Here is a 20,113-nt window from a genome sequence, read left to right as displayed (position 1 = left end):
AAGAAAGCAGGCAGGAAGCCCACGACTTTAGTCGTGAGTAGTTGACGCCGGATTTCTTCATTCTGCCGGAATAGATTCAGCAGAAATATAAAAAAAAGGGATGTATCAGCAGACCCGCGGGACAGGATCGCCGATGGGTGCCTCGATGAAGCGTTCTCCACCAATAGAGGTCTCAAGAATAACGGATGTGCCCTCTTTCACAACGCCTATAATGGTCGCATCCCTGCCCTCCGGGTGTGACCGGATGGCAGCGAGGATGGCTGCTGCATCTTCCGGTGCGACACCCATCACGACCTTGCCTTCATTTGCCACATCGAGGGGGTTTATCCCGAGCAGTTCTGAGGCGCTTCTCACACTGCGCCGGATGGGGAGGGCATCTTCTTTGATGCGCACCTGCACACCGGACTTCTCTGCCATCTCATTGATGGCATTGGAGAACCCGCCGCGGGTCGGATCTTTCATTGCGTGAATGTCACCTGCCGCAAGGGCGGCTTTTACCAGCGGCCAGAGTGGGGCAACGTCTGATACTATTTGCTCACCGAGATCAAAGCCCTCACGGTGGGCCATGATCGCCATGCCGTGATCGCCTAACGTGCCGCTCACAATGATCACATCACCCGGCTGAAGGCCGCAGTCACGCACCGGTTTTTCAGCCACACCCACACCTGCGGTGTTGATGGCAATACCATCTATCGCACCCCGCTCAAGCACTTTGGTGTCGCCTGTCACAATGGCTGCACCGCACTCGCCCAGGGCTGTATCCATCGACGCGACGATTTTTTCGAGGATTTCAATGTCAAACCCTTCTTCGATGATCATCGCACAGGAGAGGGCCACCGGCCGTGCACCCATCATCGCCAGATCGTTTACGGTGCCGGACACCGCAATTCTCCCGATATCGCCACCGGGAAAAAAGAGTGGTTTTACGACATGGCTGTCTGTGGTAAATACCAGATTGGTGTCCCCAAGGGGAATCACCGCACCATCGTCGAGTGCCTCCAGCCCGATACCGCCTGCGTTATTATGGGTATACTTTGTTAGCGTCTCACCAAGCAGTTCAGAAAAGACTGCGCCGCCGGCGCCATGCATCAAATTGACTTTCATTCGTCATCAACTTCTATCTCAATATTTGTCACAGATATTTCACGTCCTGAAACAATCTTCGGAAGTTTTCCACAATTCGGACAGACATACCGTTCATTGCCTTCATATCCGCATGAACAGGCAGTCTTCACCGGAATATTCCGATATTCAAGCACTGCGCCCTGAAACAGTTCATCCTCCTCAGAGAGGGCAGAAAACAGAAATTCGACCTGTTCCGGGTTGATCATACTCATCTCGCCAAAATCAGCTGAGATCTTACGTACCCTGGTTGCGGCATTCTCGGTGGCGGCACGGCGTGCCGTTGCATATATGTCATATGCAACCGTGTACTCGTGCATTATTCCTCCATTGCCGCATACACTTCTTCAAAAACCTTGAGCGTCTTCAGTGCCTCTTCCCTGCTCAGTTTCTGGATTGCAAATCCAACATGGACAAGGACATACTCGCCAACTTCAACATCAACAAGGTCAATACGGACTTCCTGTTTCAGGTCGCCGTAGTCAACAACCCCAATGTTGCCGTCTTTGATTTCGAGCACTTCAGCCGGTATTGCTATGCACATATGTTCTCCTCCTGAACACACCGGTAGTGTGATATGAAAAATGATTATTGAGCGCCGGGAAGGAGATTTGAACTCCTGAGGTGAAACACCAGTGGCTTTCAAGGCCACCGCCTTTCCGGGCTAGACTATCCCGGCCCATATAATAATCAGTGCTCCGGGTTAAAAAATGGTGTTATTTGCGAATCCCTGCGCATCCGATGACAAGCAGTGCAAAGATCAGCATCACGAGCGGAAATGGCGACTCGGTGGGCTCAGAAACAGGAATTACATCACCAAAATAGGATGCGGCAGCCGGGCCACTGGCAACAGATTTCGCATTTTCCACAGTGACGGTGACTGTGCCTTCATCACCGGCACGCACAGGCTCAACCTTCAGGTAGAGCATGCCCCCCGGAGAGGTCACGGTGAACACCTCCGGTGCAGTGCTGCCGGTATCGTCGATTCGCGTGGCAGATGCTGTTCCGTCCGTGTGATATATGCGCCAGTCAGTGCCAGTGGACGTGGTGACCTCCACTCTGCCCGGCAGGGTATCGACAATAAAGTAGGCCGGTGCGTCCCGTGTCGCGGTGGCAGACGCTGAAACAGTCTGACCAGGGGCAGGGGCCGTCGGTGTGGGCGTGGACTCTGCAGACGTGCCGGGGTCTTCCAGGGTGAAACTCACACAGGTAATAAACCGGGCCTCATTATTCCTGAAGTCAGAAAATTCAGTGTAATACCGGCCGGGCCCGGGGACGGGCACATCCTTGGAGAAGTATCCGTCTGCATCGGTCCGGATGTAGAGCGGCCCGTATATGACCGTGCCACGACTGTCTGTCACTTCAATCTGCAGGCCGGCTGGCCCGATGTCAGGGGCACGACCATAGATGGACAGTGTGTCCCGTGATGTCTGGGTGGAAGGAGAGAGAATGGTAATCTCACCGGATCTGTCAATGACCTTAAACATCGTTGTCCGGTCCGACCCTGAACTGAGGGGATAGTCCATAACATCCTCAACAATTTCAAACTTGTAGGTCCCCTCTTCCAGTGAGAGTGTCTGGAGCTGAATGGACCAGGTGCCGTCCTGCTGTATGACAAGGGCCTGCGATGTCAGTTCACGTGACATGGGCTGAACTTCATACAACTGTATCCAGGTGCTGTATCCGGGAGGAAGGGTGCTTGTCCCCCCGATGGTGACAATGTCGCCGCGATAGACCTCATCCGGGCATGAACACTTGATTTCATAGGCTGACGCCGCCCCCGAACAGAGAAGAATAAGTCCGAGCAGGCATGCCACCTTTTTCATATTCAGATACCAAATCATTGTACACTAATGATATCAGACGCAATACTAAAACCTCTCGCATGCTGGACAGGGACAGACCTGTATCAGAATGAAGAGACTCCCTGCCTGACTGTCATCTTCCGTAGCGGAGGGTGCAGCTGGAACCAGTGCCTGATGTGCGGCTACCGGTTTGAACGCTCCCACAGCAGGAACCGTGATGAGATCCTCGCAGAACTCCGCGGCCAGCTGCGCTGGGTGGCAGAGAATTACCCGTCTGACTCCTATGCAATGGTGAAGATATTCACGTCAGGCTCATTTTTTGACCCGCAGGAAGTCCCCCCGGCATTTCTGGATGACGTGGCGGCACTCTTTGCCGGCAAGGTTGTCATCGCCGAGACACGAACGGAATATGTGGCAGAGGACGCGCTCACCTCCTTCCGGGAGGCACTGGAGGCAGGCGGGGATGCCGCACTCTATGTGGCGATGGGTCTTGAGACCACCAATGACTACATCAGGGAGAAATGCATCCACAAAGGACTCACCTTTGACGATTTTAAGGACGCTGTAGAGACGGCCCGACGGGCAGATGTCGGTGTCAAGACCTACCTGATGATGAAACCGCCGTATCTCACCGAACGTGAGGCTCTCAGTGACATGAAACAGTCCATCCGTGAGGCCATCCCATACTCTGATATCATCTCCATGAACCTCTGCACCATCCAGAAACGCACCGAAGTGGAGCAGTACTGGAGACAGGGGTCGTACCGCCCGCCCTATCTCTGGAGTGCACTCGATGCACTGCTCTCCACAGACCACTACGTGCAGTGCGACCCGGTCGGCGGAGGCAAACGGCGGGGGCCGCACAACTGTGGCGAATGTGATTACGAGATTGTGGATGCCATCAATGAGTATAACCGTACGGGCAACAAGATTCACCTGAAGCGGTGTGTGGATGCCGGGTGTGCCTGTGTGGAAGAATGGAGATATGTACTGGAGAATGAAGAACCCTGGTGCATGCCGCTGACAAAATAATCATTCACAATACCGGGATTTTTCCACCCGTATGTAAAGAACAGAGGGGGGCCATCCCCCAAAGAAAATATAATATTTTTATTTTTGAAGATACTTTGCCAGCATCGGCAGGAATGTGCCGGCATCACTGACAACCCCAATGGCCTGCATCGTCCCGCGGTCCATCAGTTTTGTCACCGACGCGGGATTGATGTCCACGCAGATGGTCTTCACGTATGACGGCAGGCAGTTGCCGACGGCAACTGAATGGAGCAGAGTGCCTATCATGATGACCATGTCAAGGTCTCTGAGATATTCACGCATGCGGTCCTGTGCCACCATCACGTCTGTTATTACATCCGGAAGGGGGCCGTCATCGCGTATGGAGCCTGCGAGGACAAACGGCACATCGTTTTTGATGCATTCGTACATGATGCCCTTTTTAATCACACCCTGTTCCACCGCAGCACGTATAGAACCTGCCCTAATGATCTCACTGATGGCATAGATATGGTTTTTATGCCCGCCCGCAGCCAGCGTCCCGGTATCAAGGTTCATCCCGAGGGAGGTGCCAAAGAGATCGTACTCAATATCATGGGTGGCAAGGGCATTCCCGGCAAAGAGTACGTCTACATACCCCTCCCGGATGATCTCTGCCAGTGCCGGGGCACCACGGGTATGGATGATGGCAGGGCCGCCGACGATGCCAATCTTCCCGCCCCGGGCTTTCATGTCCTTCATCTCCTGAGCGATCTGCGATATGACCGTCTCACTGGGCCGTTCAGAGGAGACGGTGCCATGCATAAACTCAAATGTACTGACCTTACGCGGCCGCTCGGGGGGTTCGACACGAACACCTGTTTCACCCATGACAACCCGGTCGCCTTTACGGAGTTTGGACATCGGCGTACAGAGTGCCCGTTTCTCTGCAGGAACGACGACAATCAGACAGTCCATCTCGATTGCCTCCACACGCAGCCATTCATCCTCGTATTTCACCATCGTCGGGTGATTGGTCGTGGAATAGAATCCCTTGGGAACGACACGGTCTGCCTCAGCTTCAGCAAGTGCCACATCCTCAACGACCGGAGGCCGGGCGCCGAGGCGGTGAAGAACGCTCAGGATCTCTAAAAGCAGGGGTTCTTCGCCCGTACTGACCAGGATACGTGCATAGCTTTCATCCTGCTTTTTTTTCCCGATATCAAAGACAGTGATCTCGAAATTGCCCCCCATCTCCATGATGGCGTCAAAGACCCGGGTCATAATTCCGGAATCTATGATGTGCCCCTTCAGTTCAATCTCCCGAGAATATTCCATACAATACCTATTGGTAATTCTCATGATAAAAATGGCTTGATGCATCACACCCCCGGACCCGGGCGATCTATCCGTTAGCGGGAGAGAAGAATCTGCTGCGCTGCTGCAATATCTGCCGGCGCATTGACATTCACGGCGAGACGGCGGGAGTCCATGAGGATGGTAGTCTCCTGTTGCTCCTCACCGTTTTTTGCACCGTTCAGGATATTAATCCCGCATGGCACGGCATCGGTTTCGTCTATTCTCTGTACATAGGCAGGGTCTGCCCCACGCATCCGGCAGAAGGCGGCAGGCACCCAGACAGAACAGGCGTCTGTTCCGGCCGCCAGATAGGTGTCCCACACTGCCGATATGATCTCAGGCGTCAGGCAGGGTATATCACTCACTGAGGTGAAGACCGGTTCTGTAATGTCAAGCATCGCAATGCATGCTGTTATGTCCTCCACATATCCCGCCCCTTCTGCCTGGAAGGTGGTAATGCCGTTTGCCCGGCACCAGTTTCCTGTCTGCGGCACATATGGTGAGAGAACCGCAACCGGTTCAATGCCTGCCGCAAGAAAGGCATCGGTGATGTATGCAATCATGGGGCGGTCGCAGATGCGCAGCAGCGGTTTCTCCCCCATATTCAGCCGCGTACCCCTGCCGCCTGCAACGATCAGGGCAAGCATGCATCCAGTGCCTCCAGCAGCATACAGTTCTCATCACGCGTGCGCACCGCGATACGCACATACTCAGGAAGACCGAATGAGGCACAGTCGCGGACCAGGATACCGTGGGAGAGGAGACGGGATTTCAGGTCTGATGCACGGACAGGAGCCTGGAAAAGCAGGAAGTTCACTGCAGACGGACAGACAGATATGCCACGCATCTCCAGTGCACCTGCAAGGAAAGCCCGTTCTTCAGCAATCTGTGTGCGTGATGCCTGCAGCTGGTATGCATTGTCGAGTGCCACATGCGCATAGCTCTCCGCATATGCATTCACGCTCCATGGGGGGCGTATGGCCTCAATTGCCGCCACGAGATCAGGACTGCCCACGCCCCAGCCAAACCGGATGCCGGGAACCGCAAAGGCCTTTGTGAGAGAACGGAGGACAAAGACATGTTCAGAACGTACGCCGGTGACACTTTCCGCAGGGTCTGCAAGGTCAATGAACGCCTCGTCGATAAAGAGCTGAGTCCCTGCATCCTCATGCTTCTGTATCTTTTCCAGCACAGCATTCTTTTGCAGAAGAGATCCGGTCGGGTTATTGGGATTACAGAAGAATTCTGCCACACAATCATCCTGCCGGACAACGGGGATTCCACCAGCGCACCTGACAGAAACAGCATATTCCCCAAAGGTATGGGGGGGGACCGTGACCTGATCACCCGGACTCAGGGCGGCAAGACAAAAAGAACGGATAATTTCCACCGACCCGTTCCCCACACAGATCTCATCAGGCCTGCGCTCCTCAATACGCGCAATATGTTCCTTCAGGGCGGCATACCGGTTGTCAGGATAGGAAGATACCGGTATCCCATCGGGATTCCAGGAAAAGGACGGCGGAAAAGGATTTAAATTTTCACTGAAGTCCAGAATGACCTCAGCACTGCTGCTCGATACCAGATGGGTTCTCCCGCCATGCTCTGTTTTTTCAATCCGCCGAAATCTCACATATATTCGTTTATTTTACAAATTATTGAACATTTGGGCATCTGCCGGAAACCGCAGATGAGGGCGCACCAATACGCAAAGGTTATATGACGTGGTTATAGATGTTAGATTGTCTGAAAAAAGTCTGTCATAAAGCAGCTTCATGTCAGACAAATAGATGGCACGGAGCTGCCAAATGTCAGACACCGGAGATTTACATGATGGAGCGTATCACGATTCGTTTACCCCGGCAACAGATTGCCATGCTCGAAAAACTTGTTGATGCCGGGGAGTTTCCAACCGTATCTGAAGCGGTGAGATACGCAGTGCGGGAACTCATTGAAAAGAAAGCGAACCGTGTTCTGAGAGACAGCGAACAGATCTCGTTTGAGGTTTAGGGGGGGAAAATACAATGGAGAGAATACTGTATGCCTGCTACGACGATAATTACCTGGAGGGAATTATCACAGGCGGTCTTCAGAATGCTGGGCGACTGATGCAGTCCATTGATAATCATTCCTACTCAGTTCCTCGCATGTACGAGAAAATTTATCAGACCCTGGAGGTTTAGGATGCAGACTATTATTAAGGAAGCTTTGAAGAACGCTGAACAGGAAAAGCAGGTGGCCCGCGGCGTCATCGGAGACGATGACTTAATCGGGAAACCCCGGATTGTCATTGTCGGGTGCGGCGGTGCCGGAAACAACACCATCAACCGACTGTATCATATGAAGGTTAGTGGTGCGGAGACCATCGCTGTTAACACAGATAAACAGCACCTTGAGATGATCCAGGCCGACAAGCGTGTTCTCGTCGGAAAGTCGCTCACCAAGGGCCTTGGCGCCGGCGGATTCCCGGATATCGGCAAGCGTGCCGCAGAGATGGCCCGCACCACCCTTGAGGGTCTTCTCGCCGATGCAGATCTCTGCTTCGCCACAGCAGGCATGGGAGGCGGAACCGGTACCGGTGTCGCACCGGTCGTCGCACAGATTGCAAAAGAACAGGGCGCCATCGTCGTTGCAATGGTGAGTTATCCCTTCCAGGTGGAGAAGGCCCGCCTCCTCAGGGCAGAGGAAGGGCTGGAGGCACTTGCAAACGCAGCTGACTCCGTCATTGTTCTTGACAACAACCGGCTCATGAGCTTTGTGCCAAACCTGCCCCTCGGACAGGCGTTCTCAGTCATGGACCAGCTCATCGCAGAGACGGTCAAAGGCATATCAGAGACCATCACCGAACCATCCCTCATCAACATCGATTACGCAGACGTCCGTGCCATCATGAGCAAGGGCGGTGTTGCAGTCATGCTTGTCGGAGAGAGCAAACAGCAGAACAAGGCAGAGAGCGTCGTTCATGAATGCCTGAACCACCCGCTCCTCGACATTGACTACCGCGGCGCAACCGGCAGCCTCATCCACATCACCGGCGGCAGTGACCTGACACTCTCTGATGCCGAAGAGATTGCAAGTTCACTCACCTACGAACTGGATGCACATGCAGATGTCATCTGGGGAGCACGCGTCAAGAAGGAATACGAGGGCAAAGTACGTGTCATGGCCATCATGACCGGCGTGAAGAGCGCACAGATCCTCGGGCAGAGCTATGACATTTCAAACTCAGCTTCAGCACCTATGACCCGGTCAGTCGGACGTGGGGATGTTTCCGGCCTGATGCGATCCTCCGGGCGTCAGGTGGCCCATGAACAGACCAGCGGCGGACTGATTGACTTCATCCGCTGATTAAAACTAACAATTCCAACTCATCATTACCCGTCATTCGCCAAACCAAACCAAAAAATCACCCCCACTCCCAAAAATCGTCCCCGCACGATACAATAGGGAAAAACACTCCTCCCTGCATGCGGGGAGGCAACCCATTTTGTTAATTTATCCATTTTACAACCGAACAGAGGGTTGTGTTACGAAACATTAATATGCGGCAACTATGCAATATTAAAGAACTACAGTGAACCCTTCACTGGCCCCGGGAATGCCTGCCCGCATGGACAGGCCGTACAGGAGTTGAACATCATGAACAGCCATATGAACAAAGTCGGTTCTCCGGATTTCGTAAGAACTCTTTTGAAATGGTTATCATCAGGAGTTTATCCTGTACATATGTTTCCTGCGGATCAACTGAAGATGAATTGTTGTGCCATAAATACAAAAGGTAAGGTAGGGCATGTTGACTGAACTTATTGACAAAAGAAAGAATATGCTGACAGATTCTGAACAGCACAAAGACAACAGAAATGAACTGAACGCTCTTGCAAGCACCTGTGCACGTGAGCGCAACCAGCTTAACGGGCAGACGCGTGAATTTGTTGACGAAGCACAGAAGCACAAGGAGCTTCGTGACGAGAACAACAAAGCAGTGCAGTCCATAAAAGTTGAGCGCAACCAGCTCAATGAGAAGGCAAATGCACTCTTTGAGGAGATTGATGAATACAAAAAAGAGCATGGCGCCATCAATAACTCCCGCGGGATAAAGGACGTTCAGAAGAGAATCGATAAGCTCGAGATGGACCAGCAGACCCGCGTCATGAATACTGACAAGGAGCGGGAACTCATTGATCAGATCAAACAGCTCAGACTCCAGATCAAAGAGCAGGAAGAGGAGATCGAGCAGAACAAGGAAGTTCACACCAAGCTCCAGGAAGCACGGGAATTCCGCCGGGCAGCATCAGAGTTTCATGCAACCGTTACCGAGAAGGCAGAACTTGCCCAGCAGCACCACGACCTGATGGTCGAATGCTACCGGAATGCCGACAAGTCACGCGAAGCCGCGGACGAAGGACACCGGAAATTTGTTGAGGCACAGGAGGCTGCAGATGCTGAGCACAACCAGTTTATTGCATGCCAGAAGGAACTCCGTGACTACGATAAAGTGATCGGCGGAATCCGCAAGAAGGGTAAGAAGACAAGGGTCAACAAGGAACAGAAAGCGGTCAGAGAGGAAGCAGAACTGGTCTTCCAGCAGTTCCGGGCCGGCGAAAAACTTACTACAGACGACATTCTGCTTCTGCAGCGTGCAAGACTCATATAATCTTTTTTTATCAGTCCTTTCATCAGACTTTTATAGAAGCGAATTGACTTCTATGTATATATGTCAGGTGACCGGATGCTCATTCTCTGTGTTGACAGGGATGATGATATCGGCTTTAAGGCTGGGATCCAGAGCCCGGTTACGGGGAGGGACGAATGTCTTGATGCCGCCACCCGTCTGGGTCTTGAGGATCCGGAAGATTCTGACGTCAATGCAATTTTTCAGGGAATAAAAATATACGATGAGCGCCTTGAGAAGGGGGACGATGTCCGCATCGCAGTGATTGCAGGCAATCATTACAATTCGATTGACGGCGACCGGAAGATAGCAGAAGACCTGAGGAAGATAGTCTGGGATCTGGAGGTAACTGAGTGTATTCTTGTAACAGACGGTGCAGAGGATGAATTTATTCTGCCTGTGATCCAGTCACATGTATCGGTCTCAAGCGTCCAGCGCGTCATTGTCAACCAGATGCCAAACCTTGAGGGCACCTACTATATCATCAAAAAGATCCTTGACGACCCGAAGCATGCACAGTCCATCCTGATGCCTGTCGGGCTCGTGATGCTCATTTTCGCCATCGGCAGTCTCCTCGGGACGACAGAGCTGGCAATATTTATCGTGGTCGGTGTGCTTGGTGTGTTCCTGCTCTTTAAGGGACTGGGTATTGATGAATACTTCAGTTTAGCCCTGCGTGGGTTGAAGGAATCGTTTATCGGCGGCAGAATATCGTTTGTATGTTACATCGCCTCAATATTCATCGGCCTCCTGGGGATTGTCATGGGACTCTCAAGTTTCCTCACATGGTATACTCCTGATGCGGGAGTGCTCTTTTATCTGCTCACCTTCATCTACGGTTCCGTCGGCTACATCGTCGCTGCCATCCTGATTGCCCTTCTCGGCAAGATCATCGATGTGATACAGAATGAACCGAAGATGCTGCCGCGTACAATCACACTGCCGTTCTTTGTAACGGGTCTCGGGCTCATTGCCTATGGAGCATCCGTCTATGTCATCTCCCTCCCCACTATCGAGGGCTTTCCGATTGACGGTGTGGACGGTTTACGCATCATGATGCTCACCACCATTGCAGGCCTGATACTGGCGTTCATCGGCTTCTACATCCAGAAGGTGCTGCAGAAGGTCGAGAAGTACGCACCGGAAGTGAAAGAAAAGAGCAGCAAACGGTTTTCACGGCATTAATCCATTATTTTGCAGGCCGTACATCCGGGTATCTTCTGCCCACATGCCTGCCTGAAAAGCAGTATTATGCAGTCCCCCTCGTTACTGCATTTTTCAAAAAAGTGGTGTGCCATATGCCGGAGAAAAAGACTGCAGGCAAACGTTCTCTTCATGGCGACGCATGACCGCACCACAAATAAATCAGCCCTGCCCGCGCTAAGCACAGACAGATAGTGGGAGGGAAGTGTTCTTACGGGAAAAAAGGTTCACAGGCACATGAAATGCCGTCTGCCGTGGTTGTGTCAACCACCCACGGCTAAAGTCGTGATTATGCCTGACCCGCTGTCCCGAAGTAGCCCATCCCCGGAAGCGAAGAGGTCTGATTATAACTGCGGTTCACCTGAGGGGAGATGACAGTCACCTCGGGCATTTCAATCCCAAACGTATGGGCAGGGAACCAGTATGACCCTTCCCCATAGTCCTGGGAGACACTGCTGACGACAATTGTCGCGTGATCCATATCAATCGTCCGGTAGCGCGCATCCGGGTACCCTGTAATAGCACCCAGTTTGCGTTTCAGATCGGACTTCCCCAGAAGATGGACAAGGAGCACAATGCCCTCATCTATTGAATAATTGAGGTCGATCACCGCATCCTCGTCATTCAGGTGTATGGTGCAGCCCTCTACCGTGATGTAGCTGTACTGGTTCGGGTCTGCGGCCCCTGCCGGTATGATCATTGCAAGGAGCAGAAGAGCGCAACATATCACCGGCAGCAGTTTCATACTACACTGTCTGTCAGAGATGATTATAGCCTTTATGGTCGCGGAAAAAAGAAGAGATGATTTATTTCTGTGCAAGCAGGATCTCAATGCTTGAGACATTGGTCTGTCCGCTTTCAGTGTCGATTACTTCAGTGGATGTGACGATCTCTTTTTTTGTGACATCCTGGAGAAACCGGTTCAGTGAAATTTCTGCAGTATCAACGGCCCGCGATATGGCCTTCCCCCGTGCCTTTATCGAGACCTCCTCCGCACCGTTGTTAAACTGGGTAATGACTGCCAGTACATAGTTCATCACTGGTTTGTTTCCGACGAATACTGTGTTATCCTTAATCATTTGCTGTTCACCTCATACGTACTTCTTTGAGACGATGAGTTCTGCATTAAGCACAGAGGCACCGGCTGCACCCCGGATGGTATTGTGTCCCATCGCCACATACCGCAGACCCTCACGCATTCTTCCGACAGAGACCGTCATCCCCCCGCCGCGATTCCTGTCCAGCCGCGGCTGCGGCCGGTTGGGTTCGTCGGCATAATGAACAGACTCTGCCGGAAGGTGGGGAAGCCCCGATATGGGCGGAGTGTAAGCCCTGTAGGCTTCAATGACATCTGCCACCGGTGCTTTGGTGTCTGCCCAGATCGCCATGGTGTGCCCGTCAATGACCGGCACACGGTGGCAGCTCGCAGATACCCGGAATGGTGCATTCTGAACTTCTGCCCCATCGAATGACCCCATGATCTTCAGTGGCTCACGCTCCATCTTCTCCTCCTCCGACCCGATGTATGGGACAACATTGTCATAAATTTCCATGGCGGGAATCCCCTGAAATCCAGCGCCTGAAATCGCCTGCATGGTTGCCACCGTGAGGTTTGAGAACCCAAACGGCATGAGCGGAGCAAGAGAGAGGCAGAGCACAATGGTTGAACAGTTTGGATTGGCAACAATGAAGCCGTCAGTGCCCTTGTCACGCTGCACGTCAATGAGCCCGAGATGATCGGGATTTACCTCAGGCACGACAAGAGGTACATTACGGTCCATCCGGTGAGAAGATGCATTACTGCAGACACCGACACCCGCAGCAGCAATATCTGTTTCAAGAGTGGTTGCAATATCTGCGGGAAGCGCAGAGAATACCAGATCCAGGTCTGACACTGCCGACACCGTCGTTGGTTCCACAACAAGGCTCCCAATCTCTTCCGGGAACGGGACATCAAGACGCCAGTTAACAACGTCCTGATACCGTTTCCCCGCACTGCGATCAGACGCAGTCAGAGTTGTGAGCCTGAACCACGGGTGGTTGGCAAGAAGTTCTACAAACCTCTGCCCAACCGCACCCGTAGCTCCGAGCACACCTACATTAATCATAGATATTTTATATTATAGCTGAAGGGGGTATAAAAGGTTTGGTTCACTCCATGCGGATGGCTTCAGCCGGGCATTCATCCACACAGGATTCACAGTCAATACAGAGATCAGCGTCAACTACTGCGATACCGTCCTGCATCTCAATCGCTGCTGCGGGGCAGATGTCAACACACGCTTCACAGCCGGTACATTTATCTTTATCAACTACTGCTACCATGGGTAATCCTCTTTATCCTCGTTATCAGAAAAGCCATAAAAAAGGTTCGATTGGGTCTGGATGTATCAGAGACCGAGGACGTCGTCCATCGAGTAGATGCCGGGCGTTTTTCCGGTGACAAAACGGGCCGCACGGATGACGCCATGGGCAAAGACCGCCCGATCATAGGCACGGTGGGAAAGCTCGATAGTCTCGTTGTTTGCTGCAAAAAGAACCGTATGGTCGCCGACAATATCTCCGCCGCGAATGACGTGCACCCCGATCTCATCCTTTCGCTCGGTCATCCCCTCTCTGCCATAGAGGCATTCCGTCCTGCCGGTCTCCTCACCGATAATCTCAAGAATGGTCCGCGCGGTCCCGGACGGCGCATCCTTCTTGTAGCGGTGATGGGCTTCAATGACCTCGATGTCATAGTCCCCCAGGCGCTGTGCCGCCTCACGGACAAGTCTCCAGAAGATGTTCATGCCGACACTGTAGTTGCTGGAGATGACCGCAGGGACACTGCCAGCGATGGCTTCGTCGATCTTCGAACGCTGTTCAGGGGTGAAACCGGTGGTGCCGACCACAAGCGCTGTGCCCGCCTCTGCACCTGCGATGATATTTTCAACCGCTGCGTGGGCGATCGTGAAATCGATGAGGACGTCAGGTTTCATCTCCTGCAAAAAGGTGCGGATTTCTGTTGACGGGTACACGGGTTGCCCCAGGAGGCTGCCATCCCTGATGTCCACGCCGCCGACAAACGTCAGGCCGTCTGCCTCATTGATGAGGTGTGCAATCGTCGTGCCCATGCGCCCGAGGGCCCCGCATATGGCTATTTTAGTCATAACGGGACAACACCTCCTTTAACTCTGCCTCTGCAGCGTCTGTCATGGAGTCAAGCGGCAGGCGCAGGGGTCCTGCGGCCATGCCCCGCATGCCGACGGCCCGCTTGACGGGAATGGGGTTGGTGTCGATGAAGAGGGCACGCATCAGAGGGGACAGTTCGTAATGCATATCCCGTGCACCGGCATAGTCGCCCGCACGGAAGCGCTCATAGAGGGCGACAAACCGCGCGGGTTCAACGTTCGCCGTAACCGTAATCACACCGGCGCCGCCCAGTGCGAGCACGGGCAGGGTCATTGCATCATCGCCGGAGAAGACCGAGAAGTCCTTGTCACGGGTCCCTTCGATGATCTCTGATATCTGGTTGATGTCGCCGCTCGCCTCTTTGACACCGACGATGCCCGGGTGGGCGGCCAGTTCGGTGATCAGGTCAGGCGTCAGGTTCTGGCCAGTACGGGAAGGCACATTGTATATGATGACCGGGACGCCAATATCTGCGATTCTGGTATAATGCTTAATAAGACCGGAACGGTTCGGTTTATTGTAATACGGAGAAAGAACAAGCACCGCATCCGCGCCCTGATCTGATGCGGATTTGGTAAATCGCAGGGCTTCGGCGGTATTATTTGAACCAGTACCGGCAACGACCGGCACCCTGCCATTGACGGCATCAATTGTCTCTCCAATGACAATCTCATGCTCTTCAAATGTCAGTGTTGCTGACTCACCGGTTGAACCACAGGGCACAACCCCGTGCACTCCGTTTTCAATCAGATACTCAATGTTGGCGCGAAGACCCAAAAGATTCAGGCCCGCGTCAGCGGTATCTTCGAACGGAGTGATAAGTGCAGGATAAACGCCCTCAAACATAAAAGGATTATATTTCTTTCCTTCTATTTACCTTTCTCGTGATATAGCCTGCCACACGGTTTCTGATGCGTTTGCTGTCGATAATTGCCACTTCAGAAACGGCACACTTGTTTTCATCAAAATTTCCGGTGAACCGGCTGCCGTGCTTTACGATCAATTCCTGGGCCAGTGATTTAATGTACGTTGGTTTGACTCCCATTCAGATGCTCCTGTGAACTACCACAAAGCCAAAGACTTAGTGGCTTCCTGCTTCATTCTCCGGAGTATTCTCCATTAGTCCACAGGCCCTTCCCCTCGTTCCGAAGGTGAAATGATTACTTGGATCTCGTAATCAGGTTCCCTCTTATTAGTATTACAAATACTTAATTTATGCCCATGAAAGCAAACGTTTACATCCCCCTGACTAAAGACCAGGGGGATTTACGCACTTTCTTTGCGGCCAATGCAACCCGAGAGCATAATAATATTGCGTGCCGGCACCGGGGAGGGCATAGCCCATGCTGATGCCCCCGTCCGGGATCAATCGCGGATCGGCCTTCCTTATGATGAGGGCTGCCTCGCACAGGGCTGCGGCCACCTCTTTGCGGGTCTGCATACAGAACATATCGGTTTTTCAGATTGTTTAAGGAGATTGCAGGGGATGAATAGACATTTACGTCACGACAGAGAATATACTCAGATGAAACCCGTCGTCCTTGACAGTGTAACAGCCATCACAAGCCTCATTGTGCTGATTGCAGCTGTTGTTCTGCTGCCCGTTCTGCTTCCGGCACCATATGCATATATTGCAGCAATCGTCCTCTTCATCGCCTGCATAAGCACCGGCGGACATTACATCGGACGGCAGACCATTTAGGCCTTCTTTCCCGGTATTTTCTTGAGGTATTTGTAATAACTCAGCGGATGCGCGATTTTTTTACAGTATTTATCCGGATTGACGCAGAGACCGTAGGTCTTCAGCATCGCACAACCCGGTGGCGCATACTCTGTTCCGCCTGACCCGGATATATGCTCCACCTGGTACATCGTGCGCTGTATGTCAAAGTCAGGCGCCCGGGCAAATACCTCGACAATCGCGGTCTCATCCAGACCGATGACATGCAGGAATGCCGTCAGAGTAAAGCGTGCGGTATGCGGTATATTGGTGCCGTCCGTGACAGCAGCAATGATGGCACGAATGCAGGGCGGAAAACAGCCTTCATCCACCTTGCCATACTGTTCGAGGATCTGCTCCTGGTAGACATGGGATACATCCTCTGCATACGTGCGGAGGCGGACGGCAACGGGACCGGGGACGGCAAGCGGCAGCGGCGAGCGTATGTCCTGGCGGATCTGCTCCCTGAGGATGGACACATAATCGTCCGGTGTGCATACGACCCGGCCGTGCGAGACATCCCGGTTGACGAGGCGCCAGCGGGGTTCGCGCATACGCGAGACAAGACTGACATACTGTTTGACACTCATGTCGGGCGCCGTGATGTCAATTTTTACTGCTGTCGCAATATACGCAGTTACCTCCGGATCTTCTGCCTTCAGAAAATAGGCGGAACGCTCCGCTTCATACCGGGCGAGTTTGTCCAGCACTGACGTGTCGTCCATGCAGGAGACAAGCAGTCGTGCGATGGCATAGGAGTATATTTCGTCATCGGGATGTGTGATCGCCGTGTTGACGTCATCAAAGGCAGGCGGGCGCAGTGAAGCCTTCACGCGGTCTGCTGCCAGCTTCACCAGATCTTCCCCTTTGCCGGAATCTCTGCAGACAAGGGAGTCAATCGGTATGCCGGAGCTCTGGACGTATGCCTTTGCTTCTTTTAAAAATGGATATTTTGCAAGGTCTCGGATATCGAGCCTTCGCATCAATCCGCCTCAATGCGCGGGGCAAGGAGGAAATCAACATGCCCGTGACCGTCTGCAAAGTCAAAGGACACCCTGACCGGGTGGTCGTTTCCAATCTGCACATCCACCTCGGCTGTACGGGCCATCACCTTGCCGATGTCACGCAGGTAGTCCAGAGAGAAGAGTGAGCGTACGTCTGTGGCTTCGAGTGATATGAGCTCGTCTGCGCCGCGCTCAATCCGGATATGATCAGAGTCCCCTTCTGCTTCCATGAAGAATGTACCGGTGGCTGCGTCCACACCCAGTGCAATCTTGTCGGATATGACCGAGGCTGCCTTGATGCCGTCGTTGATCAGCGCACCGGAGATCCGGATCTTTGCCGGCAGTTCAATGGTCGGCGGCTGGGGATCTTTTCTTAAGGTATTGACATCAAGAAGGGTGACCGAGTACTGGTAGCCGGAGAAGACCATCTCCATCTTATGCCCGTCTTCCGGGAGTTCAAGGGACAATACATCCCCTTTTCCCATCATCCCGATGACATTCTTCATCTTTGTGATATCAATGCCCAGCTCACACTCTGTCGCAACAAAGGACGAGAATGCCTCACGGCTGAGGGCGAGTGAGATCATCGCGACATTTGCCGTGTCTACTGCGCGTGTCTTTAGTCCGTCTTCTCCGACATGCATGCGGCACTCGGTGACAAGAGCTGCAATGACGTCTATTGTTTCCCTGAAGGTATCTGTATCAATGGCTGCTTTTAACATTATTTTACCCCTTTACAAAGTCTATTATAAGTTATACCGGCATAATTTTTATTAATATGTAGGTTTTTGCGTGATATAAACATCATGCAGAGGATTTTAGATTATGGGTTCACAGTGGGGAAGAGACGGATATTACCGAAAGGCGCGTACGGAGGGTTATCGATCCCGTGCGGCCTACAAGCTTTTAGACATACAGAAACGGTTCCAGGTCATTCGCAGGGATGATGTTGTAATAGACCTCGGGTGCGCCCCGGGGAGCTGGCTGCAGGTGCTCCGCGGGCTCACCGATGAGCAGGTGATCGGTATTGATTTAAACCCGGTGCCACCGGTTGAGGGCGCCGTTATACTTACAGGTGACTTCACCACGGAGTATATACGCGAAAAGGTCGGGGCAATGATCACTGAGGTCAATGTCATCGTCTGTGATGCGGCACCGAATTTCTCCGGGAACAAGAGCTTTGATCAGGCCCGTTCGGTCGGACTCTCTGAGGAGGCCTGTGATTTTGCCGTGGATTTCCTGAAACCCGGCGGCAATTTTGTGGTAAAGACCTTCCACGGCGACATGTTTCATCTGATTCTCGATAAAATGCGCCGGAATTTCTATGGCGTGAAGGTATACCGTTCAGAGGCAGCTCGAAAAGGAAGCACTGAAGTATACATAATCGGAAAGAAATTCAAAGGGCGACGGAATGATTCTGAAGGATAACTACGGAAGAACGGTCACAAACCTGCGCATTTCACTTACGCCGAGATGTAATCTGAACTGCATCTACTGCCACGCGGAAGGCGAGGTGGCACCCAAATCCCTGATGTCGGCAGAAGACATCGGGGAAATAATGCGTGTCGCAAAGCATTTTGATATGCGCAGCATCAAGTTCACCGGCGGGGAGCCGCTGATGAGAACAGATCTGGTCGATATTGTCTCGATGGTGCCTGAGGGCATGGAGTCATCCATGACCACGAACGGCACGATTCTTGAGTCAGTGGCACAGGATCTCAAGGATGCCGGACTCTCACGGGTGAATATCAGTCTGGATTCACTGCGGCATGAGCGCTATAAATCAATTGCCGGGAAGGACTGCCTGTCGGATGTGCTTGTCGGGATTGACGCGGCGATTGAGGCGGGGCTGACGCCGGTGAAGCTGAATGTGGTCCTGATGAAGGGCATCAATGACGATGAGATTGCAGATTTCATTGAGTTTGCCCGCAGCCGTGACCACCTGATTTTACAGTTCATCGAACTGATGGACGAGTTCAGGGACTGCCCCTACCATATGGAGCTGATCAGTCTTGAGGAGGAGCTGCAGCGCATCGCAAAGACGGTGGTCACCCGGCGGATGCACCACCGGAAGAAGTACCTGCTGGACGGGGCGGAGATTGAAATAGTCCGGCCAATGCACAACACCGAATTCTGCGCCTTCTGCAACCGCCTGCGGGTGACATCGGACGGATTTTTGAAGCCCTGCCTGATGCGCCATGACAATCATGTCAATATCCGCGGACTCAGGGGTGCGGCACTGGAAGATGCGTTCAGAGAGACAGTGATGCTTCGTCAGCCGTACTACTGCTGATACCTTCCAAATACTTATTTCAGGTGTGGCACCACCTGATACTATGCTTGAAACGAACGAATATACTCCGGTTCTTAAAAAACTCTATGAGAAATCACTGATTCTGCAGTCACCAAACGAGTTTGAACCCGTATTCTGGTTTTATTTTAAGGACGCCATTGCCCACCTTGACTTTACGCTCTGTATCCAGGGATACAATATCCAGTCCATGAGAAATATCATGAATATGGAGTACATGAAGTGGCGCATCGGTGAGGAGAAGAAGGACGGCCGTGACCGGTTCCCTGCCTTCATCAACTGGCTGAAGGCAAACCACCGCGAGACCTTTGATGCACTGCCCACCCTCTGGCGGGAAATTTATGACACAGAGAGTCCGGCCTCCTACCGCTCCTTCCGGATTGCCATGGACCCGGCAGCGCTCAAGCCCCTGCCCGTCCAGTTCTTTACCACATGTATTGACGAGTTCTTTGACAAGGGATTTTTAAAGAGCCTGTATGCGGATGCCTCTCTCGGCAGGTTATATCAGGAATTTATTGGGAAGTCAACTACCCAAGACTAAAGTCGTGGGCTTCCTGCCTGCTTTCTTCGTGATATGAATCTCATCGTCGGGACCGGCTCATCACGAGGGTTGACCCATCAGGGAATTGTCTGGCCGGATGCCGCAACAATCCCCATACAAACAATTACTCATCATTTTTTCCCGGAACATACCCCTCCATTCATTTATATATGATAAATCGCAAGACTGTAGTATTCAATCAAGAGGCAAAGGAC

The 20,113-nt window shown here is 52.6% G+C and carries 25 protein-coding genes and 1 tRNA gene; 9 read left to right on the top strand and 17 right to left on the bottom strand.

Translation table 11 applies throughout. The features are described 5' to 3' along the window. Positions 1 to 105: 105 nt before the first annotated feature. From hypE to MKMG_RS00250, 5 genes are all read right to left on the bottom strand, one after another. Entirely contained in the window at positions 106 to 1,104 is a 999-nt protein-coding gene (gene hypE / locus MKMG_RS00270) for a hydrogenase expression/formation protein HypE (RefSeq protein ID WP_165074260.1), read from the bottom strand. Then, complete coding sequence (locus MKMG_RS00265) at positions 1,101 to 1,442, bottom strand: hydrogenase maturation nickel metallochaperone HypA (protein ID WP_165074258.1); 342 nt, start codon at positions 1,440 to 1,442, stop codon at positions 1,101 to 1,103. Before MKMG_RS00265 ends, hypE begins: the two co-directional genes overlap by 4 nt. Next, a complete protein-coding gene (locus MKMG_RS00260; RefSeq protein WP_165074256.1) occupies positions 1,442 to 1,666 on the bottom strand; it encodes a HypC/HybG/HupF family hydrogenase formation chaperone in 225 nt (74 codons plus the stop codon). Before MKMG_RS00260 ends, MKMG_RS00265 begins: the two co-directional genes overlap by 1 nt. 52 nt (positions 1,667 to 1,718) lie before the next feature. Continuing rightward, positions 1,719 to 1,801 (bottom strand) — tRNA-Ser (locus MKMG_RS00255). 37 nt (positions 1,802 to 1,838) lie between these two features. After that, positions 1,839 to 2,948: a hypothetical protein gene (locus MKMG_RS00250; RefSeq protein ID WP_165074254.1), complete on the bottom strand. Its 1,110-nt coding sequence runs from the start codon at positions 2,946 to 2,948 to the stop codon at positions 1,839 to 1,841. Positions 2,949 to 2,975: 27 nt separating this feature from the next. Between MKMG_RS00250 and MKMG_RS00245 the strand changes: the two genes are divergently transcribed. Next, positions 2,976 to 3,959 carry an archaeosine biosynthesis radical SAM protein RaSEA gene (locus tag MKMG_RS00245; RefSeq protein WP_165074252.1) on the top strand — a complete coding sequence of 328 codons (984 nt, stop codon included), beginning with the start codon at positions 2,976 to 2,978 and terminating at the stop codon, positions 3,957 to 3,959. A 78-nt stretch (positions 3,960 to 4,037) separates the two neighbouring features. Here the strand turns inward: MKMG_RS00245 and MKMG_RS00240 are convergent, their stop codons facing one another. The 3 genes from MKMG_RS00240 to MKMG_RS00230 all read right to left on the bottom strand — a co-directional run bounded on the left by MKMG_RS00240 (position 4,038) and on the right by MKMG_RS00230 (position 6,909). Then, positions 4,038 to 5,255, bottom strand: a complete 1,218-nt coding sequence (locus MKMG_RS00240) for a TIGR00300 family protein (RefSeq protein WP_165074250.1) — start codon at positions 5,253 to 5,255, stop codon at positions 4,038 to 4,040. Positions 5,256 to 5,329: 74 nt separating this feature from the next. Beyond that, positions 5,330 to 5,923 (bottom strand): NTP transferase domain-containing protein, encoded by a 594-nt coding sequence (locus MKMG_RS00235; protein ID WP_165074248.1) that lies wholly within the window; start codon positions 5,921 to 5,923, stop codon positions 5,330 to 5,332. Beyond that, positions 5,911 to 6,909, bottom strand: a complete 999-nt coding sequence (locus tag MKMG_RS00230; protein ID WP_165074246.1) for a histidinol-phosphate transaminase — start codon at positions 6,907 to 6,909, stop codon at positions 5,911 to 5,913. Before MKMG_RS00230 ends, MKMG_RS00235 begins: the two co-directional genes overlap by 13 nt. A 197-nt stretch (positions 6,910 to 7,106) precedes the next feature. On the opposite strand from MKMG_RS00230, the gene MKMG_RS00225 reads away from it, so the two are divergent. From MKMG_RS00225 to MKMG_RS00210, 4 genes are all read left to right on the top strand, one after another. After that, positions 7,107 to 7,286: a type II toxin-antitoxin system ParD family antitoxin gene (locus MKMG_RS00225; protein ID WP_165074244.1), complete on the top strand. Its 180-nt coding sequence runs from the start codon at positions 7,107 to 7,109 to the stop codon at positions 7,284 to 7,286. A 174-nt stretch (positions 7,287 to 7,460) separates the two neighbouring features. Next, on the top strand, positions 7,461 to 8,624 hold the full coding sequence (gene ftsZ / locus MKMG_RS00220) for a cell division protein FtsZ (RefSeq protein ID WP_165074242.1): 1,164 nt from the start codon (positions 7,461 to 7,463) through the stop codon (positions 8,622 to 8,624). 442 nt (positions 8,625 to 9,066) lie between these two features. Next, entirely contained in the window at positions 9,067 to 9,930 is an 864-nt protein-coding gene (locus MKMG_RS00215; RefSeq protein WP_165074240.1) for a coiled-coil protein, read from the top strand. Between the two features lie 60 nt (positions 9,931 to 9,990). Then, a complete protein-coding gene (locus tag MKMG_RS00210) occupies positions 9,991 to 11,133 on the top strand; it encodes a DUF373 family protein (RefSeq protein ID WP_165074238.1) in 1,143 nt (380 codons plus the stop codon). Positions 11,134 to 11,440: 307 nt separating this feature from the next. On the opposite strand, the gene MKMG_RS00205 is transcribed toward MKMG_RS00210, so the two are convergent. The 7 genes from MKMG_RS00205 to MKMG_RS00175 form a co-directional block, all read right to left on the bottom strand. Continuing rightward, complete coding sequence (locus MKMG_RS00205) at positions 11,441 to 11,896, bottom strand: hypothetical protein (RefSeq protein ID WP_165074236.1); 456 nt, start codon at positions 11,894 to 11,896, stop codon at positions 11,441 to 11,443. A gap of 61 nt (positions 11,897 to 11,957) precedes the next feature. After that, the gene (albA, locus tag MKMG_RS00200) at positions 11,958 to 12,230 is read right to left on the bottom strand and encodes a DNA-binding protein Alba (RefSeq protein ID WP_165074234.1); all 273 of its coding nucleotides are present in this window, start codon (positions 12,228 to 12,230) and stop codon (positions 11,958 to 11,960) included. A 12-nt stretch (positions 12,231 to 12,242) separates the two neighbouring features. After that, on the bottom strand, positions 12,243 to 13,259 hold the full coding sequence (gene asd / locus MKMG_RS00195) for an aspartate-semialdehyde dehydrogenase (RefSeq protein WP_165074232.1): 1,017 nt from the start codon (positions 13,257 to 13,259) through the stop codon (positions 12,243 to 12,245). A gap of 43 nt (positions 13,260 to 13,302) precedes the next feature. Then, the gene (locus tag MKMG_RS00190) at positions 13,303 to 13,476 is read right to left on the bottom strand and encodes a 4Fe-4S binding protein (RefSeq protein WP_165074230.1); all 174 of its coding nucleotides are present in this window, start codon (positions 13,474 to 13,476) and stop codon (positions 13,303 to 13,305) included. Positions 13,477 to 13,541: 65 nt separating this feature from the next. Then, a complete protein-coding gene (gene dapB / locus MKMG_RS00185; protein WP_165074228.1) occupies positions 13,542 to 14,300 on the bottom strand; it encodes a 4-hydroxy-tetrahydrodipicolinate reductase in 759 nt (252 codons plus the stop codon). Next, positions 14,293 to 15,168, bottom strand: a complete 876-nt coding sequence (gene dapA, locus MKMG_RS00180) for a 4-hydroxy-tetrahydrodipicolinate synthase (protein ID WP_165074226.1) — start codon at positions 15,166 to 15,168, stop codon at positions 14,293 to 14,295. The genes dapB and dapA overlap by 8 nt, the downstream gene beginning before the upstream one ends. A 7-nt stretch (positions 15,169 to 15,175) precedes the next feature. Further along, complete coding sequence (locus MKMG_RS00175) at positions 15,176 to 15,367, bottom strand: 30S ribosomal protein S17e (RefSeq protein ID WP_165074224.1); 192 nt, start codon at positions 15,365 to 15,367, stop codon at positions 15,176 to 15,178. Positions 15,368 to 15,847: 480 nt separating this feature from the next. Here MKMG_RS00175 and MKMG_RS00170 point away from each other — a divergent pair, with 480 nt between their 5' ends. Further along, positions 15,848 to 16,024 carry a hypothetical protein gene (locus MKMG_RS00170; protein WP_165074222.1) on the top strand — a complete coding sequence of 59 codons (177 nt, stop codon included), beginning with the start codon at positions 15,848 to 15,850 and terminating at the stop codon, positions 16,022 to 16,024. On the opposite strand, the gene MKMG_RS00165 is transcribed toward MKMG_RS00170, so the two are convergent. Next, entirely contained in the window at positions 16,021 to 17,025 is a 1,005-nt protein-coding gene (locus tag MKMG_RS00165; RefSeq protein WP_165074220.1) for a DNA primase large subunit PriL, read from the bottom strand. The two genes, MKMG_RS00170 and MKMG_RS00165, sit on opposite strands and share 4 nt — an antisense overlap. Then, entirely contained in the window at positions 17,025 to 17,768 is a 744-nt protein-coding gene (locus tag MKMG_RS00160) for a DNA polymerase sliding clamp (protein ID WP_165074218.1), read from the bottom strand. The genes MKMG_RS00165 and MKMG_RS00160 overlap by 1 nt, the downstream gene beginning before the upstream one ends. 103 nt (positions 17,769 to 17,871) lie before the next feature. On the opposite strand from MKMG_RS00160, the gene MKMG_RS00155 reads away from it, so the two are divergent. Genes MKMG_RS00155 through MKMG_RS00145 form a run of 3 tightly spaced genes read left to right on the top strand, consistent with a single transcriptional unit; the run spans position 17,872 to position 19,898 of the window. Next, positions 17,872 to 18,474, top strand: coding sequence for an RlmE family RNA methyltransferase (locus tag MKMG_RS00155; protein ID WP_165074216.1), 603 nt, complete (start codon positions 17,872 to 17,874; stop codon positions 18,472 to 18,474). Continuing rightward, on the top strand, positions 18,458 to 19,339 hold the full coding sequence (gene moaA, locus MKMG_RS00150) for a GTP 3',8-cyclase MoaA (protein ID WP_165074214.1): 882 nt from the start codon (positions 18,458 to 18,460) through the stop codon (positions 19,337 to 19,339). The genes MKMG_RS00155 and moaA overlap by 17 nt, the downstream gene beginning before the upstream one ends. 43 nt (positions 19,340 to 19,382) lie before the next feature. Continuing rightward, complete coding sequence (locus tag MKMG_RS00145; protein ID WP_165074212.1) at positions 19,383 to 19,898, top strand: hypothetical protein; 516 nt, start codon at positions 19,383 to 19,385, stop codon at positions 19,896 to 19,898. Positions 19,899 to 20,113 lie beyond the last annotated feature (215 nt).

The organism is Methanogenium sp. MK-MG (assembly GCF_009914725.1).
Taxonomy (GTDB): Archaea; Halobacteriota; Methanomicrobia; order Methanomicrobiales; family Methanomicrobiaceae; genus Methanogenium.
This window is presented reverse-complemented; position numbering and strand designations above follow the sequence as displayed.